This window comes from Streptomyces sp. NPDC052043, from assembly GCF_044548235.1.
GTDB lineage: Bacteria > Actinomycetota > Actinomycetes > Streptomycetales > Streptomycetaceae > Streptomyces.
In genome coordinates this window covers 187,011-200,985 of the sequence record NZ_JBIUBT010000011.1, presented here as the reverse complement: position 1 = coordinate 200,985, position 13,975 = coordinate 187,011, and the positions used below count along the sequence as shown (strand labels likewise).

Below are 13,975 nucleotides of genomic sequence, written 5' to 3'. Positions count from 1 at the left end.
TCACCGTGCGCCGCAGTGTAGCCAACGATGTGGTCCGACCACTGCCGCTTGAACGTGGGAAATCATGCGCAGAAGGGTGTCGTTGGCGCCAAGTGGTCTGATAAATATGCCGCCAACTGCTCGATCTCGCTCGATGAGGAGCCGACAGATGGCCGACATCACTGCGCGGAACGAACGGCACGGCAGGCAGCGGCACAGCAGGCGATTCTCCTCGTGGGCGGTGCGCGCGACGGCCGCGGCCGCCTGCGGCACCCTCGCGCTCACCGCATGCGGCAGCACCAAGGACAGCGGCGCGGCGGGCGCCAAAGGGGACGGCAAGGGCAAGGTCGGGGTGATCCTGCCCTTGCTGACCTCTCCGTTCTGGCAGTCGTACAACGACTACGTGCCGAAGATGGCCACGTCCCAGGGCGTCGACGCACTGAAGACGGTCAACTCCAACAGCGACCCCTCGCAGCAGATCACCGACATCAACAACGAGCTCAACCAGGGTGTGAAAGGCCTCGTGGTCGCCCCGCTGGACAGCGCCGCCATCCAGGCCGGACTCGACCAGGCCGAGCGCAAGGGCGTCCCCGTGGTCGCCGTCGACGTGGCACCCGACAAGGGCAAGGTCGCCATGGTCGTGCGGGCGGACAACGTCGCCTACGGCGAGAAGGCCTGCCAGTACCTGGGCGCGCACATCAGCTCGGGCAAGGTCGTGCAGATCATGGGCGACCTGGCCTCGGTCAACGGCCGTGAACGCTCGGAGGCGTTCCGCTCCTGCGTACGGAAGAACTTCCCCCAGCTGAAGGTGCTGGAGATCCCGGCCAAGTGGGAGTCCGACACCGCCGCCTCCAAGCTCGACACGCTCCTGAACGCCAACCCCGACGTCAAGGGCATCTACATGCAGGCGGGCGGTGTCTACCTCGCGCCCACCCTGCAGACCCTGAAGTCCAAGAAGATGCTGAGGAAGGCGGGCACGGCCGGGCACATCGTCGTCGTCTCCAACGACGGCATTCCGCAGGAGTACGAGGCCATCCGCAACGGTGAGATCGACGCCACCGTCTCGCAGCCCGCCGACTCCTACGCCAAGTACGGCATGTACTACATCAAGGCGGCGATGCAGGGCAGGACGTTCAAGCCGGGCCCCACCGACCACGGCTCCACGATCGTCAAGCTGCCCGGCGGCATCCTGGAGGACCAGTTGCCCGCGCCGCTGGTCACCAAGGACAACGTCGACGACCCCGCACTCTGGGGCAACACGGTCCGATGAGCGGCTCCGACCCCACCCCGCTGGTTCAGGCGCGGGGCATCGTCAAGCGCTACGGACCCACCGTCGCCCTCGCCGACGGGCGGCTCACCGTCCTGCCCGGCGAGTCCCACGCCCTCGTCGGCCGCAACGGCGCCGGCAAGTCCACCCTCGTCGCCGTACTCACCGGCCTCCAGGCGCCCGACGAGGGCGCGGTCCGCTTCGACGGCGGGCCGGCGCCCGCGCTCGCGGACCGGGACGCCTGGCGCCGCAAGGTCGCCTGCGTGTACCAGAAGCCGACGGTCATTCCCGAACTGACGGTCGCGGAGAACCTGTTCATCAACCGCCAGCCCACCGGCCGCGGACGCCTCATCAGCTGGCGCCGGCTGAGGAAACAGGCCGCCGACCTCCTCGACACCTGGGACGTGCACGTCGACCCGGAGGCCCGTACCCGCGAACTCAGGGTCGAGGACCGGCAGATGGTCGAGATCGCGCGGGCACTGAGCTTCGGCGCGCGGTTCATCGTCCTCGACGAGCCCACCGCCCAGCTCGACAACCGCGAGATCGAGCGGCTGTTCACGCGGATGCGCGCCCTGCAGGCCTCAGGCGTCACCTTCCTGTTCATCTCGCACCACCTCCAGGAGGTGTACGAGGTCTGCCAGACCGTCACCGTGCTGCGTGACGCCCGCTGGATCACCACCGCGCCGGTCGCCGACCTGCCGCACGCGGCCCTGGTGGAGGCGATGGCGGGAGAGTCCGTCGCGGAGCACCAGCGCGGGCACGTACGCGACGCGGACGCCGTCGGCGCCCCCGTGGTGCTCGACGCGCGCGGACTCACCTCCGAGGCGTACACGCATGTCGACCTCACCGTTCGAGGTGGCGAGGTCGTCGGACTCGCCGGCTCCAGCGGCAGCGGCAAGATCGAGCTGGCCGAGACCTTCGCCGGACTGCACACCCCGACCGGCGGGACCGCCGAACTCGACGGCAGGGAGCTCCCGTTCGGTGACGTGCGGGCCGCGCTCGGGGCGGGCGTCGGCTGTGTGCCCCGCGACCGGCACGAACAGGGTCTGGTCGCCGGCATGACGGTCGGCGACAACGCCACCATGAGCGTGCTGGACCGGCTCGGCCGCTTCGGCTTCGTCTCCACCGACACCGGACGCCGGGTCGCCGGCGAGCTGATCGAGCGCCTCGGCATCCGCACCGAGGGCCCCGAACAGCCCGTGGCGGACCTGTCCGGCGGCAACGCGCAGAAGGTCGTCATGGCCCGCGCCCTCGCCTCCGACCCCCACCTGCTCGTGCTCATCAACCCCACCGCGGGCGTCGACGTGAAGTCCAAGGAGTCACTGCTGGCGCGGATGGACAACGCCCGCGAGGACGGCACCGCCGTCCTCGTCGTCTCCGACGAACTCGACGACCTGCGCCGCTGCGACCGCGTCCTCGTCCTCTTCCACGGCCGCGTCGTCGCCGAACACCCGGCGGGCTGGCGCGACCACGAGCTGATCGCCTCCATCGAAGGAGTGGACCATGGCTGACACCAAGGCGGCTCCGCCGCTCGCGCCGCCGCGTGCCGGCGCCGGATCGGCCAGGACGGTCCTGCTGCGCCGAGCCCGCGAACTCGCCCTGCTGCCACCGCTGTTGCTGCTGATGGTGCTCGGCACGGTGGTCAACGACTCGTTCCTCACCGAGCGCAACCTGATCTCGATCCTCGGCGCCTCCGCCGCCCTCGCCATGGTCGTGCTCGCCGAGTCGCTGGTGCTGATCACCGGCAAGTTCGACCTGTCCCTGGAGTCGGTCGTCGGCATCGCGCCGGCCGTGGGCGCCCTCCTCGTGCTCCCCTCGGACCAGTCCGGATGGGGCATGAAGTTCCCGGCGCCGCTCGCCCTGCTCGCGATCCTGGTGGTGGGCGCGGTCGTCGGCCTCTTCAACGGCGTCCTCGTCGTCAGGTTCAAGCTCAACGCCTTCATCGTGACCCTGGCGATGCTGATCGTGCTGCGGGGTCTGCTGGTCGGTGCCACCAAGGGCAAGACGTTGTTCGGCATGCCCGACAGCTTCTCCTCCCTGGCCACGACCACCTTCCTGGCCGTCCCGCTGTCGGTGTGGCTGGCCGCCGTCGCCTTCGCGGTCGCCGGCCTGGTGCTGAAGTACCACCGCGTCGGACGGGCCCTGTACGCCATCGGCGGCAACGCGGAGGCGGCCCGCGCGGCCGGCATCCGCGTCGAGCGGGTCATGCTCGGCGTGTTCGTCGTCGCCGGCGTCCTGGCCTCGGCCGGCGGGATCATGCAGACCGGCTACGTCGGCGCGATCAGCGCCAACCAGGGCCAGAACATGATCTTCACCGTGTTCGCGGCGGCGGTGATCGGCGGCATCAGCCTGGACGGCGGCAAGGGCACCATGTTCGGCGCCCTGACCGGGGTACTCCTGCTCGGCGTCGTGCAGAACCTGCTCACCCTCGCCCAGGTGCCGTCGTTCTGGATCCAGGCCATCTACGGCGGAATCATCCTGGTCGCACTCGTGATCGCCCGCGTGACGACGGGCCGTGCCCAGGACTGACCGCGCCGAGTCCCCCGTCACCGACCGAAAGGCCACCGTGTCTGCGACGCCCGCCCGCATCATCGCGGTCAACACCCACGACATCCGCTTCCCCACCTCGCGCGAGCTCGACGGCTCCGACGCCATGAACCCGGACCCCGACTACTCGGCGGCCTATGTCGTGCTGCGCACGGACGAGGACGGCGGAGCGGAGGGACACGGCTTCACCTTCACCATCGGACGGGGCAACGACGTCCAGGTCGCCGCGATCCACGCACTGCGCCACCACGTGGTCGGACGCCTGGTCGACGACGTGTGCGGCGACCCCGGCTCGCTCTTCCGCGACCTGATCGGCGACAGTCAACTGCGCTGGCTGGGACCGGAGAAGGGCGTGATGCACATGGCGATCGGCGCGGTCGTCAACGCCGTGTGGGACCTCGCCGCCAAGCGCGCGCGGCAGCCCCTGTGGCGGCTGCTCGCCGAGGCCGACCCCGAGTGGCTGGTGAGCCAGATCGACTTCCGCTACATCACCGACGCGCTCACCCCCGAGGAGGCGCTCCGGATCCTGCGCCGCGGCCGGGAGGGCGCGCAGGAGCGCACGACGCGCCTGCTCCAGCGCGGCTACCCCGCCTACACGACCTCGGCGGGCTGGCTCGGCTACGACGACGACAAGCTCAGCCGACTCGCCGCCCAGGCCGTCGCCGACGGATTCACCCAGATCAAGCTGAAGGTCGGTGCGGACCTCGACGACGACGTGCGCCGCTGCCGGGTGGCCCGCACGGCCGTCGGGCCGGACGTCCGCATCGCCATCGACGCCAACCAGCGCTGGGGCGTGGCCGAGGCGATCCGCTGGACCCGGGCGCTCGCCGCGTTCGACCCGTACTGGATCGAGGAGCCCACCAGCCCCGACGACATCCTCGCCCACGCGGCGGTCCGGGAGGCGGTGGCCCCTGTGAAGGTCGCCACCGGCGAGCACGTGCACAACCGCGTCGTCTTCAAGCAGATGCTCCAGGCAGGCGCCCTCGACGTGCTCCAGATCGACGCGGCCCGTGTCGCCGGCGTCAACGAGAACCTCGCGATCCTGCTGCTGGCCGCCCGGTACGGAGTCCCCGTCTGCCCGCACGCGGGCGGGGTCGGCCTGTGCGAACTGGTGCAGCATCTGTCGATGTTCGACTATGTCGCGGTCTCCGGCACCACCGAGGACCGGGTCATCGAGTACGTCGACCACCTCCACGAGCACTTCCTGGACCCGGTGGTGGTCCGCGACGGCCACTACGCGGCCCCCACCGCCCCTGGCTTCTCGGCCGCCATGCGGCCGGAGTCCATCGCGCGGTACACCTTCCCAGGCGGCACCTTCTGGGCCGCCGACCCCGACCTGCAGAAGGGAGATGCGGCATGAGCGACTTCCAGGGGCTCAGGGCGCTGGTGACGGGAGGCGCCTCCGGCATCGGCAGGGCGAGTGCCGAACTCCTCGCCGAGCGGGGCGCGCAGGTCGCCGTCCTGGACCTGGACCCGTCGTCCGTGGTGCGGCCGCTGCTCGCCTTCCGGGCCGACGTCACCGACGACACCTCGGTACGCGGGGCCGTCGAGCAGGCCGCCGAAGCCCTCGGGGGACTCGACGTCCTGGTGAACAACGCCGGCATCGGCGCCCAGGGCACCGTCGAGGACAACGACGACGAGGAGTGGCGCCGCGTCTTCGACGTCAACGTCCTCGGCATGGTCCGCACCGCCCGCGCCGCCCTGCCGCATCTGCGCGGCTCCTCGCACGCGGCCATCGTCAACACCTGCTCCATCGCGGCCACCGCGGGGCTGCCGCAGCGCGCCCTGTACAGCGCCACCAAGGGCGCCGTGTATTCGCTGACCCTGGCCATGGCCGCCGACCACGTGCGCGAGGGCATCCGCGTCAACTGCGTCAATCCCGGCACGGTGGACACACCGTGGGTCGGCCGTCTGCTGGACGCCGCCCCCGACCCGGCCGCCGAGCGCGCCGCGCTTCAGGCCCGCCAGCCCACCGGCCGACTCGTCACCGCCGCCGAAGTCGCGGGCTCCATCGCCTATTTGGCCAGTCCGCTGTCCGGCGCCACCACCGGTACCGCACTCGCCGTCGACGGCGGCATGCAGGGCCTGCGGCTGCGCCCGGCGGACCGATGACCGCCCCGGGGAGCAGCGGCGTAGAGGCCGGCCCGCCGGGCTTCGGCGCCGCCGGGGTCGCCTGGGTCGCCGGGGTCGCCGGGGTCGCCGGAGGCACCGAGCGGCTCGACGTCGTGCACGCCTCCTCCTGCGGGGGCGCCGACGCGGGGCTGTCCGTCGTAGGGGAGCTGCCGTGACCGTGGACGCCCACCATCACGTCTGGGACCTGTCGGTCCGCGACCAGGAATGGATCGTGGGACCCCGACTCCGGCCGATCAGAAGGAACTTCACCCTGGACGACCTGGAACCCCTTGCCGAGGCGGCCGGAGTGAGCCGCACGGTGCTCGTCCAGACGGTCACCGTGCCGGAGGAGACCCCCGAACTGCTGGCTCTGGCCGCCGGGCACGATCTGATCGCGGGTGTCGTCGGCTGGACCGACCTCACCCGCCCCGACGTCGCAGACGAACTCGCCCGCCTGCGTGCACTCCCCGGTGGCCGCTTCCTGAAGGGCATCCGCCACCAGGTGCAGGGCGAGCCCGACCCGGAATGGCTGCTGCGGGCCGACGTACGGCGGGGCCTGGCCGCCGTGGCCGACGCGGGCCTCGCCTACGACCTGGTCGTCCTGCCGCACCAGCTGCCGGCCTGCGCGGAGGCGGCCGCGATCCTCCCGGAACTCACCTTCGTCCTCGACCACCTGGGCAAGCCGCCCATCGTCTCGGGAGAGCTGGAGCCGTGGGCGAGCGCCGTACGTGCGCTCGCCGTCCGGCCCAACACCGTCTGCAAGCTGTCGGGCATGGTCACGGAGGCCGACCTCACCGCCTGGACACCGGCCGGCCTGCGCCCCTACGCGGAGGTGGTGCTGGAGGCCTTCGGCCCTGACCGCCTGATGTACGGCTCGGACTGGCCGGTGTGCACCCTCGCGGCCTCCTACGAGGAAGTCCTGGCCACGGCCCGGGACCTGACCTCCGCGCTCACCGAGCACGAACGCACCGCGTTGTTCGAGAGGACGGCCACGCGCGTCTACGGGCTGGCTCGGTCGAGCTCGTAGTCGCATGGGATGCGGTGCGTGTCCGTCGGCGTCGATCGCCGGCCCGCCATCGCGCACGGAACCACCGGAGCCTGAGCGGCCTTCCCGGTCGGGTGAATTCGTGTCGGGGCAAAGCTTTTGCCTTGCGCAAGGCCGTAATTATGATCTCCGTAGACTGATCCACTCACGGGGCAGAGGAGAACAACCCCAGCATGATGGGACATTCGCATGCCGTCAGCGGCGCGTTGCTCTTCGCGGGCACCGCGCCGTATGTGCCACCGCTGGTGCTGCACACGCATCTCGCGCCGCAGGAGATCCTCATGGGCACCGTGCTGTGCGCGGGCGCGGCGCTGCTGCCCGACCTGGACCATCATGACGGGACGATCGCCAACTTCCTCGGCCCGGTCTCCAAGGTGCTGTGCCGCTTCGTCGCCTGGATCTCCGGCGGCCACCGCCACGCCACGCACTCCCTGTTCTTCGTCGTCCTCATGACGGTCGGCAGCTGGGCGGGAGTCACCTATCTGGGCAGGCCGTTCACCATCGCCGTGAGCTTCTTCCTGCTGGCGCTGGCCGTCCGGGCGCTCAACCTCTGTCCTCCGGGGCACGGCTTCCACGCATGGGGCACCAACGTGGCCCTGGCCGGCCTGGGCACCGCGGCCATCGACAAGTTCATTCCCTCCGCCCCCGGTTGGCTCCCCTACGCCGTCTGTCTGGGGTGCGTGGCACACCTGCTCGGTGACTCCATCACCAAGCGCGGTGCGCCCTGGCTGTGGCCGCTGAAGTCGCGGTACGAGATCACACTGATCAAGAGCAGCGGTAACAAGCTGGAGACCGAGATACTCACACCGCTGATGGGTGTGGCCACCATCGCCCTGCTCTGGCTCACGGTCCTGTCTCCGCACCCCCTCCACTGAGGTCCTCGCGGCCACGCTCGCCGGACCGGCGCAGCGTGATGTCCTGGGCGCCGGCATCGTGCGGGGCCATGAGGAGTTTCGCGACGCGGCAGGGCGCCCGTGGCTGCCCCGTCAGCCCGCTCCCGTGGCGGCGGCCAGTGCGTCGCGGAGCCAGGAGTCGGCCGCGCCGAGGGTGAGGTCGGGCGTCAGTTTCCCTGCGAGTTGCCAGTAGCGCGACATCACCGGGTGATCCGCCGCGGCGAGGCGGACGGTGAGGGCGCGGCGGAAGGCGGGAGTGTCCCGGGTGCCGGAGGCACGCGCATACGCGGCGACGTAGCAGTCCAGGGCCTCGCCCGGGCCGGGGGCGCGGTCGGCGCGTACGGCCGCGTCCACCAGTTGGTGGGCCTCGCACAGGCCGTCGTAGAGCAGGTCCGGGTGCTCGGCGGTGACGGGCCGGTGGGCTGCGAGGCAGTGGTCGGTGGCGGCCGTCGCCAAGGCGTGCAGGCGGGCGAAGGCGAGGACCTGGTCCACGGTGGGGTCGGCGGAAGGCTGCGGGACGGCCGCCTCGGTGATCGTGGAGCGGAGGCGGGCGGAGAGACGAACGGGCAGCAGACGGCGCCAGTAGTGGGCGACGGCGGACGTGCTGGGCGGGACGCCGACCGATCCGATCAGCTCCAGGCGCTCCGCCAGCTGCTCCGGGGTGCCCTCCTGGAGCGCCCGCAGCGCGGCCTCACGCCAGCGCAGAGCGGCGAGCTGGGTGCCGAGGTCGTCCAACCGGCGTGCCACGACGGCTTCCAGGCAGTCCCCGGAGTCGAGAACACGCCTGATCTCGGGCACGGGGACGTCGAGGGAGCGCAGCGACCGGATCGTACGCAGCCGAGCCAGGGCCTCGGGCCCGTAGCGCCGGTGGCCGCCGCCGCTGCGCGCCGCCTCGGGCAGCAGCCCCTGGTCGGAATAGAAGCGGACCGTTTTGACCGTGGTCCGTGCCCGCGCGGCGAGCTCGCCGATGCTCAGTGTGCCGTCCGATGGCAAGGGTTGAACCTCCCTCAGGGGGAGTTCCTAGGTTAGCGGCGAGGACCCTACTGTCTGGAGGCGTTGATGTCCGTGTTCGTTCTGGTCTCCGGCCCGTTCACCGACGGGCGGATCTGGAATGCGGTGGCCGACCGGCTTCGGGAGGCGGGTGCCGGGGTACACCCGGTGACGCTGAGCATGCAGCCCGAGGCGGATCTGGAGACGCATGTCGAGGACGTGGTCCGGCTGGTCGACTCCCTCGACACGTCGCAGGTGGTGCTGGTCGGTCACGACTACGCCATCCACCCGGTGCTGGGCGCGGCCGACCTCCTGCCGGAGCGGGTCGCCCGCATCGTGCACCTGGACACCGGTCTGCCGCAGCACGGCAACCCGGCCCTGGCCCTGGTTCCGGACCCGGTGGTGCATCAACTGCTGGGTGCCGACGGCAGTCCCCGGCCGATACCGCCGCCGGGGCCGCAGGACTGGCACCGGTGGGGCAGCACGGAGGGCCTTTCGGCGCGTCAGTTGCAGCTGCTGAGCCGGCTGGCCGGTCCCCAGCCGCCGCGCACCCTGACCCAGCCGCTGAGGCTGACAGGCGCGGCGGCGGGCGTGCCGATCAGCGCGATCCTGTGCACGGCGGGAGGGATGACCGTCGAGGTGGTCGAGGCGCTGGTGCGCAGCGGCCCGCCGCAGGTGCGCAAGCTGGCCGATCCGCAGGTGGGCTTCTTCGAACTGGCCACCGGTCACTGGCCGATGCTCTCCTGTCCGGACGAGTTGGCCGAGGTCCTGCTCCGCGCCGCCGCGGGCGAGGGGCGGAGGCTGACCGCGCCCGAGGGAGAGCCACCTTTCCTCCGGCCGTTCCTGCTGGAGGTCCCGGAGCGGCCGCGGGTGCGGAACGGGCGCGTGGACCTGCACCTGCCGGAACCGGGTCACGCGCACGGGCCGTGGCCCGCGGTGCTGTTCGTGCACGGCGGCCCGCTGCCACCCGACCTCGACCCCGCGCCGCGCGACTCGCCGTTGTTTCTCGGCTACGCCCGCTACGTGGCGAGCCTGGGCGCGGTGGGCGCCGTCGTGGAGCACCGCCTGCACGGCGTCACCGACTACTCGCGGTCCGCGGACGACGTGACCGAGGCCGTCGAACTGCTGCGAGCCGATCCACGCGTGGACCCGGAGCGCATCGCCCTGTGGTTCTTCTCCGGCGCGGGACTGCTCGCCGCGGACTGGATCGCCGCCCCGCCCGAGTGGCTGCGCTGCCTGGCCCTGACCTATCCGGTCCTGGCCCCGCTGCCCGGCTGGGGCGCGGTCGCCCCGCGATTCAGCCCGACCCGCGCGCTCCGGGCCGGCGCAAGGTCACTGCCGCCCCTCCTGCTCACCCGGGCGGGTCTGGAGATCCCGCACATCGCCGCCACCGTCGAGGAGTTCGTGACCGCGGCAGAGGAGACCAAGATCCCGGTCGAGATCATCGAAGTCCCGCACGGCGTGCATGGCTTCGAGATCCACGACCCAACGGACGAGTCCCGCGAGGCGGTGACCCGCGCCGTGCGCACAGTGCTCGCCCATCTGGGGCCCTGACGTCCCCCCGAAGCCGCCGATGAGGCGGTGGTCCATGGGTCTCCGCATCCATCTCATGCATCAAGGATTGCCTTCCAGCAGGGTTTTGCAAGATGCCTTGCATCCCGGCAGTGCCGTGGCTACGGTTCCGTCTCACTGCCAGCAGAGATCGCGATGAGGCCCCCATGTCGACAGATCCTCTTATTTCACTACGAGGCGTTACGAAACGCTTCGGCGCTCAGCTCGTCCTGGACACCATCGACCTGGACGTCAGCCCGGGTGAGGTCGTCGCGGTCATCGGTCCGTCCGGGTCGGGCAAATCGACGCTGTGCCGCACCGTGAACCGGCTGGAGACCATCGACGCAGGCGAGATCACCGTGGCCGGCCGGCCGGTCCCGGCCGAGGGTCGGGACCTGGCCCGGCTGCGGGCCGAGGTGGGCATGGTCTTCCAGTCCTTCAATCTGTTCGCCCACATGTCAGCCCTGGAGAACGTTGCGTTCGCCCCCATGAAGGTCCGGAGGGCGCAGCGCAAGGACGCCGAGGACCGGGCCCGTGAGCTGCTCGACAGGGTGGGCCTGGGGCACAAGGCTGCTGCGATGCCGTCCCAGTTGTCCGGCGGACAGCAGCAACGGGTCGCGATCGCCCGTGCCCTGGCCATGGAGCCCAAGGCCATGCTCTTCGACGAACCGACGTCTGCCCTCGACCCGGAGATGGTGGGCGAGGTACTGGACGTCATGCGCGACCTGGCCGATTCGGGTATGACGATGATCGTCGTCACGCATGAGATGGGTTTCGCCCGAGCGACGGCCGACCGTGTCGTCTTCCTCGCCGACGGCCGCATCGCCGAACAGGCGCCTCCTGAGCAGTTCTTCAACGCTCCCCGAAGCGATCGCGCCCGCGACTTCCTCTCCAAGGTCCTCGTCCACTGACGGGTGCCGGTCCCCCACTCATCGCCCCGTCTGTCCCGGCCCCCGTCCCTCCCTGACTTCCCGTCACCATCCTGTGAGGCTCTCCATGTCCGCATCCATCGCAAGGTTCCGCGGTCTTCGCCCGTTCGTCGTGGCCGCTGCCGTCCTGGGCCTGGCCGCGACCTCCGCCTGCTCCAGCCAGGCGGGCAGGCAAAACGCCACGGACTCCGATGTCAACGTCTCGGCCTCCACCGACTTCGCCGCGGGCACGACCATGGCCAAACTCAGCAAGGCCGGCAAGATCCGTGTGGGCACCAAGTTCGACCAGCCCCTGTTCGGCCTGAAGAACCCGGTGTCGGGCGCCCCCGAGGGCTTCGACGTCGAGGTCGCCAAGATCATCGCCGGTGCGATGGGCATACCCGCGAACAAGATCGAGTGGGTGGAGGCGGTCTCCGCCAACCGAGAGCCGTTCATCGAGCAGGGCCGCGTCGACATGGTTCTGGCGACCTACACGATCAACGACGAACGCAAGAAGGTCATCAGCTTCGGGGGCCCGTACCTCGTCGCCGGGCAGAGCCTCATGGTCCGGTCCGGCAACCCCAAGAAGATCCAAGGGCTGGGGGACCTCGCGGGCAAGAAGGTCTGCTCGGTGGAGGGTTCGGCGTCCTCGCAGAACGTGCGCGACCGGGCCCCCAAGGCGAACGTGGTGCTCTTCGACGCCTACTCCAAGTGCGCCGACGCCCTCAAGAACGGCCAGGTCGACGCGGTCACGACCGACGACACGATCCTCGCCGGGCTGAAGAGCAAGGACCCCGGCTCCTTCGACCTGATCGGCAAGACCTTCACCGAGGAACCGTACGGCGTCGGTGTGAAGAAGAGTGACGACGCCTTCGTCAAGTTCATCGACGAGACGCTGCAGAAGTCGTTCGACGACGGCGACTGGGCCAAGGCGTGGGACCGGACCGCCGGCAAGGTCCTGGGCAAGGCGCCTTCCGCGCCGGACCTGAACAGCTACTGAGAGCGCGGAAGGTCACAGATCATGTGCTGTCTCGACAGGGAGCCGCGCCCATGAACACCGTGCTCACCGAATACCGGGGCCTGCTGTGGAGCGGCTTCCTCACCACCGTCGAACTCAGCGTGCTGGCCGCGCTCGTCGCGTTCGCCGTCGGGGCCGCTCTGGCGGTGGCCAGGGTCAGCCCGGTGGGCCCGCTCCGCACCTCGGCGGCGGTGTATGTGCAGCTTGTCCGCAACACCCCGCTGACCGTGGTGTTCTTCCTGATCGTCTTCGCCGCACCGCAGGTGGACCTTGCGGCGCCCAGCTACTTCCTTGCCGCGGTCGGCGCACTGGGCCTGTACACGGCAGCGTTCGTCGGAGAGGCGCTGCGCTCGGGCATCAACGCGGTGGGGAGCGGGCAGGGCGAGGCGGCCCGTGCCCTGGGGCTGCGCTTCGGCCAGACCATGCGCCACATCGTGCTGCCCCAGGCGGCCCGCGCGGTGCTGCCCCCGCTGGGCAGCACGTGGATCGCGCTGGTCAAGAACTCCTCGATCGCGGCCGGCTTCGCCGTGACCGAACTGACCGCCACCAGCCAGCGCATCGCTTTCCTCGCCCCGCAGGCGGTCCTGCCCGCGCTGCTGGTCATCGCGCTCGCCTACCTGCTGATCACGGTCCCCTCGGGGCTGGCGGTGGAGTGGTACGAACGAAGGACGGCGGCGGCCTGATGGACACGGACACCACTGGACTCTTCGACGCCCCGGGCCCTCGCGCCCGGCGGCGGATCCTCATCGTGACGGCGGCAGCTTTCGTCCTCCTGGCCGGGATCGTGGCCCTGCTCCTGACCCGCCTCGCCGGCCGGGGCCAACTGGAGCCCGAGCGCTGGGCCATCCTGTTCGACCCCTCGACCGGAGTGCCCAGCACCCTGCTGAACGCCCTGTGGTCCACGCTCCAGGCAGCCGCCCTGGGCATGGTGCTGTCACTGGCGGTCGGTGCCCTGCTCGCGGTGGCACGGTTGTCCAGGAACCGGCTCGTGCGCTGGCCGGCGACGGTCCTCGTGCAGTTCTTCCGCGGTGTACCGCTGCTGCTGCTGATCCTCTTCGCCTACCTCGCTCTGCCCACCCTGGGCGTGGACATCGGCGTGCTGCCCACGCTGCTGCTCGGGCTGGTGGCGTACAACTCGACCGTGCTGTGCGAGGTCCTGCGCGCCGGAGTGCTCTCGGTCGGCCGCGGCCAGCGCGAGGCGGGCCTGTCACTGGGCCTGACGGAGGGACAGGTCCTGCGCTCGATCCTGCTGCCGCAGGCGGTGCGCCGCATGCTTCCGACCATCGTCAGCCAGCTCGTCATCCTGCTCAAGGACACCTCACTGGGCTTCGTCATCGGCTACTCGGAGCTGCTGCGCTCCGGCCGCTCCCTGGTGGAGTTCTATGGCAACCGGTACGCACTGCAGATCTACCTCACCGTGGCGGTCCTGTACATCGCGGTCAACTTCACCGTGTCCCTGGTGGCGGACAGGCTCGCCCGTCGGCGCTCCAAGCCCGCCCAGGGTCAGAGCGCGGCAGGGGCGGCGGCCCCCCGATCCGGGCCCGCTCCCGCCTCCGCCCGGGTCGATCTGCTGGTCGACGCCGACGGCAAGGCGAAGTCCTGACCCTCGGGGCGCCCACCTCGGTGGGCGCCTCACAGAAGGCGATGCAAATGAACTTGCATGAG

General features: G+C 70.7%; 14 protein-coding genes. 13 read left to right on the top strand and 1 reads right to left on the bottom strand.

Annotation, left to right across the window (positions count from 1 at the left end; genetic code table 11):
* Positions 1 to 148 precede the first annotated feature (148 nt).
* From ACIHCX_RS26695 to ACIHCX_RS26660, 8 genes are all read left to right on the top strand, one after another.
* Positions 149 to 1,249, top strand: coding sequence for a sugar ABC transporter substrate-binding protein (locus ACIHCX_RS26695; RefSeq protein WP_400033668.1), 1,101 nt, complete (start codon positions 149 to 151; stop codon positions 1,247 to 1,249).
* Positions 1,246 to 2,757 (top strand): sugar ABC transporter ATP-binding protein, encoded by a 1,512-nt coding sequence (locus ACIHCX_RS26690; RefSeq protein WP_400033666.1) that lies wholly within the window; start codon positions 1,246 to 1,248, stop codon positions 2,755 to 2,757. Before ACIHCX_RS26695 ends, ACIHCX_RS26690 begins: the two co-directional genes overlap by 4 nt.
* A complete protein-coding gene (locus ACIHCX_RS26685; protein ID WP_400033664.1) occupies positions 2,750 to 3,775 on the top strand; it encodes an ABC transporter permease in 1,026 nt (341 codons plus the stop codon). Before ACIHCX_RS26690 ends, ACIHCX_RS26685 begins: the two co-directional genes overlap by 8 nt.
* Positions 3,776 to 3,812: 37 nt before the next feature.
* Positions 3,813 to 5,153, top strand: coding sequence for an L-fuconate dehydratase (locus ACIHCX_RS26680; protein WP_400033662.1), 1,341 nt, complete (start codon positions 3,813 to 3,815; stop codon positions 5,151 to 5,153).
* Complete coding sequence (locus ACIHCX_RS26675) at positions 5,150 to 5,905, top strand: SDR family NAD(P)-dependent oxidoreductase (RefSeq protein WP_400033660.1); 756 nt, start codon at positions 5,150 to 5,152, stop codon at positions 5,903 to 5,905. Before ACIHCX_RS26680 ends, ACIHCX_RS26675 begins: the two co-directional genes overlap by 4 nt.
* Positions 5,902 to 6,081: a hypothetical protein gene (locus ACIHCX_RS26670; protein ID WP_400033658.1), complete on the top strand. Its 180-nt coding sequence runs from the start codon at positions 5,902 to 5,904 to the stop codon at positions 6,079 to 6,081. Before ACIHCX_RS26675 ends, ACIHCX_RS26670 begins: the two co-directional genes overlap by 4 nt.
* Positions 6,078 to 6,932 (top strand): amidohydrolase family protein, encoded by an 855-nt coding sequence (locus tag ACIHCX_RS26665; RefSeq protein WP_400033656.1) that lies wholly within the window; start codon positions 6,078 to 6,080, stop codon positions 6,930 to 6,932. The genes ACIHCX_RS26670 and ACIHCX_RS26665 overlap by 4 nt, the downstream gene beginning before the upstream one ends.
* Positions 6,933 to 7,123: 191 nt before the next feature.
* Positions 7,124 to 7,825 carry a metal-dependent hydrolase gene (locus ACIHCX_RS26660; protein ID WP_400033654.1) on the top strand — a complete coding sequence of 234 codons (702 nt, stop codon included), beginning with the start codon at positions 7,124 to 7,126 and terminating at the stop codon, positions 7,823 to 7,825.
* Between the two features lie 111 nt (positions 7,826 to 7,936).
* Here ACIHCX_RS26660 and ACIHCX_RS26655 read toward each other — a convergent pair whose 3' ends face one another.
* Positions 7,937 to 8,836: a MerR family transcriptional regulator gene (locus tag ACIHCX_RS26655; protein ID WP_400033652.1), complete on the bottom strand. Its 900-nt coding sequence runs from the start codon at positions 8,834 to 8,836 to the stop codon at positions 7,937 to 7,939.
* A 66-nt stretch (positions 8,837 to 8,902) separates the two neighbouring features.
* Here ACIHCX_RS26655 and ACIHCX_RS26650 point away from each other — a divergent pair, with 66 nt between their 5' ends.
* The 5 genes from ACIHCX_RS26650 to ACIHCX_RS26630 all read left to right on the top strand — a co-directional run bounded on the left by ACIHCX_RS26650 (position 8,903) and on the right by ACIHCX_RS26630 (position 13,913).
* A complete protein-coding gene (locus ACIHCX_RS26650; RefSeq protein ID WP_400033650.1) occupies positions 8,903 to 10,387 on the top strand; it encodes an alpha/beta hydrolase in 1,485 nt (494 codons plus the stop codon).
* A 164-nt stretch (positions 10,388 to 10,551) separates the two neighbouring features.
* Positions 10,552 to 11,295, top strand: coding sequence for an amino acid ABC transporter ATP-binding protein (locus tag ACIHCX_RS26645; RefSeq protein WP_400033648.1), 744 nt, complete (start codon positions 10,552 to 10,554; stop codon positions 11,293 to 11,295).
* 85 nt (positions 11,296 to 11,380) lie between these two features.
* Positions 11,381 to 12,292 (top strand): glutamate ABC transporter substrate-binding protein, encoded by a 912-nt coding sequence (locus tag ACIHCX_RS26640; RefSeq protein ID WP_400033646.1) that lies wholly within the window; start codon positions 11,381 to 11,383, stop codon positions 12,290 to 12,292.
* 50 nt (positions 12,293 to 12,342) lie between these two features.
* The gene (locus ACIHCX_RS26635) at positions 12,343 to 12,993 is read left to right on the top strand and encodes an amino acid ABC transporter permease (protein WP_400033644.1); all 651 of its coding nucleotides are present in this window, start codon (positions 12,343 to 12,345) and stop codon (positions 12,991 to 12,993) included.
* Positions 12,993 to 13,913, top strand: coding sequence for an amino acid ABC transporter permease (locus ACIHCX_RS26630; RefSeq protein ID WP_400033642.1), 921 nt, complete (start codon positions 12,993 to 12,995; stop codon positions 13,911 to 13,913). Before ACIHCX_RS26635 ends, ACIHCX_RS26630 begins: the two co-directional genes overlap by 1 nt.
* Positions 13,914 to 13,975 lie beyond the last annotated feature (62 nt).

Coding starts and splice junctions, on each gene's coding strand:
- ACIHCX_RS26695 (WP_400033668.1), top strand. CDS start 149: ATGGCCGACATCACTGCGCGGAACGAACGGCACGGCAGGCAGCGGCAC.
- ACIHCX_RS26690 (WP_400033666.1), top strand. CDS start 1,246: ATGAGCGGCTCCGACCCCACCCCGCTGGTTCAGGCGCGGGGCATCGTC.
- ACIHCX_RS26685 (WP_400033664.1), top strand. CDS start 2,750: ATGGCTGACACCAAGGCGGCTCCGCCGCTCGCGCCGCCGCGTGCCGGC.
- ACIHCX_RS26675 (WP_400033660.1), top strand. CDS start 5,150: ATGAGCGACTTCCAGGGGCTCAGGGCGCTGGTGACGGGAGGCGCCTCC.
- ACIHCX_RS26670 (WP_400033658.1), top strand. CDS start 5,902: ATGACCGCCCCGGGGAGCAGCGGCGTAGAGGCCGGCCCGCCGGGCTTC.
- ACIHCX_RS26660 (WP_400033654.1), top strand. CDS start 7,124: ATGATGGGACATTCGCATGCCGTCAGCGGCGCGTTGCTCTTCGCGGGC.
- ACIHCX_RS26650 (WP_400033650.1), top strand. CDS start 8,903: ATGTCCGTGTTCGTTCTGGTCTCCGGCCCGTTCACCGACGGGCGGATC.
- ACIHCX_RS26645 (WP_400033648.1), top strand. CDS start 10,552: ATGTCGACAGATCCTCTTATTTCACTACGAGGCGTTACGAAACGCTTC.
- ACIHCX_RS26640 (WP_400033646.1), top strand. CDS start 11,381: ATGTCCGCATCCATCGCAAGGTTCCGCGGTCTTCGCCCGTTCGTCGTG.
- ACIHCX_RS26635 (WP_400033644.1), top strand. CDS start 12,343: ATGAACACCGTGCTCACCGAATACCGGGGCCTGCTGTGGAGCGGCTTC.
- ACIHCX_RS26630 (WP_400033642.1), top strand. CDS start 12,993: ATGGACACGGACACCACTGGACTCTTCGACGCCCCGGGCCCTCGCGCC.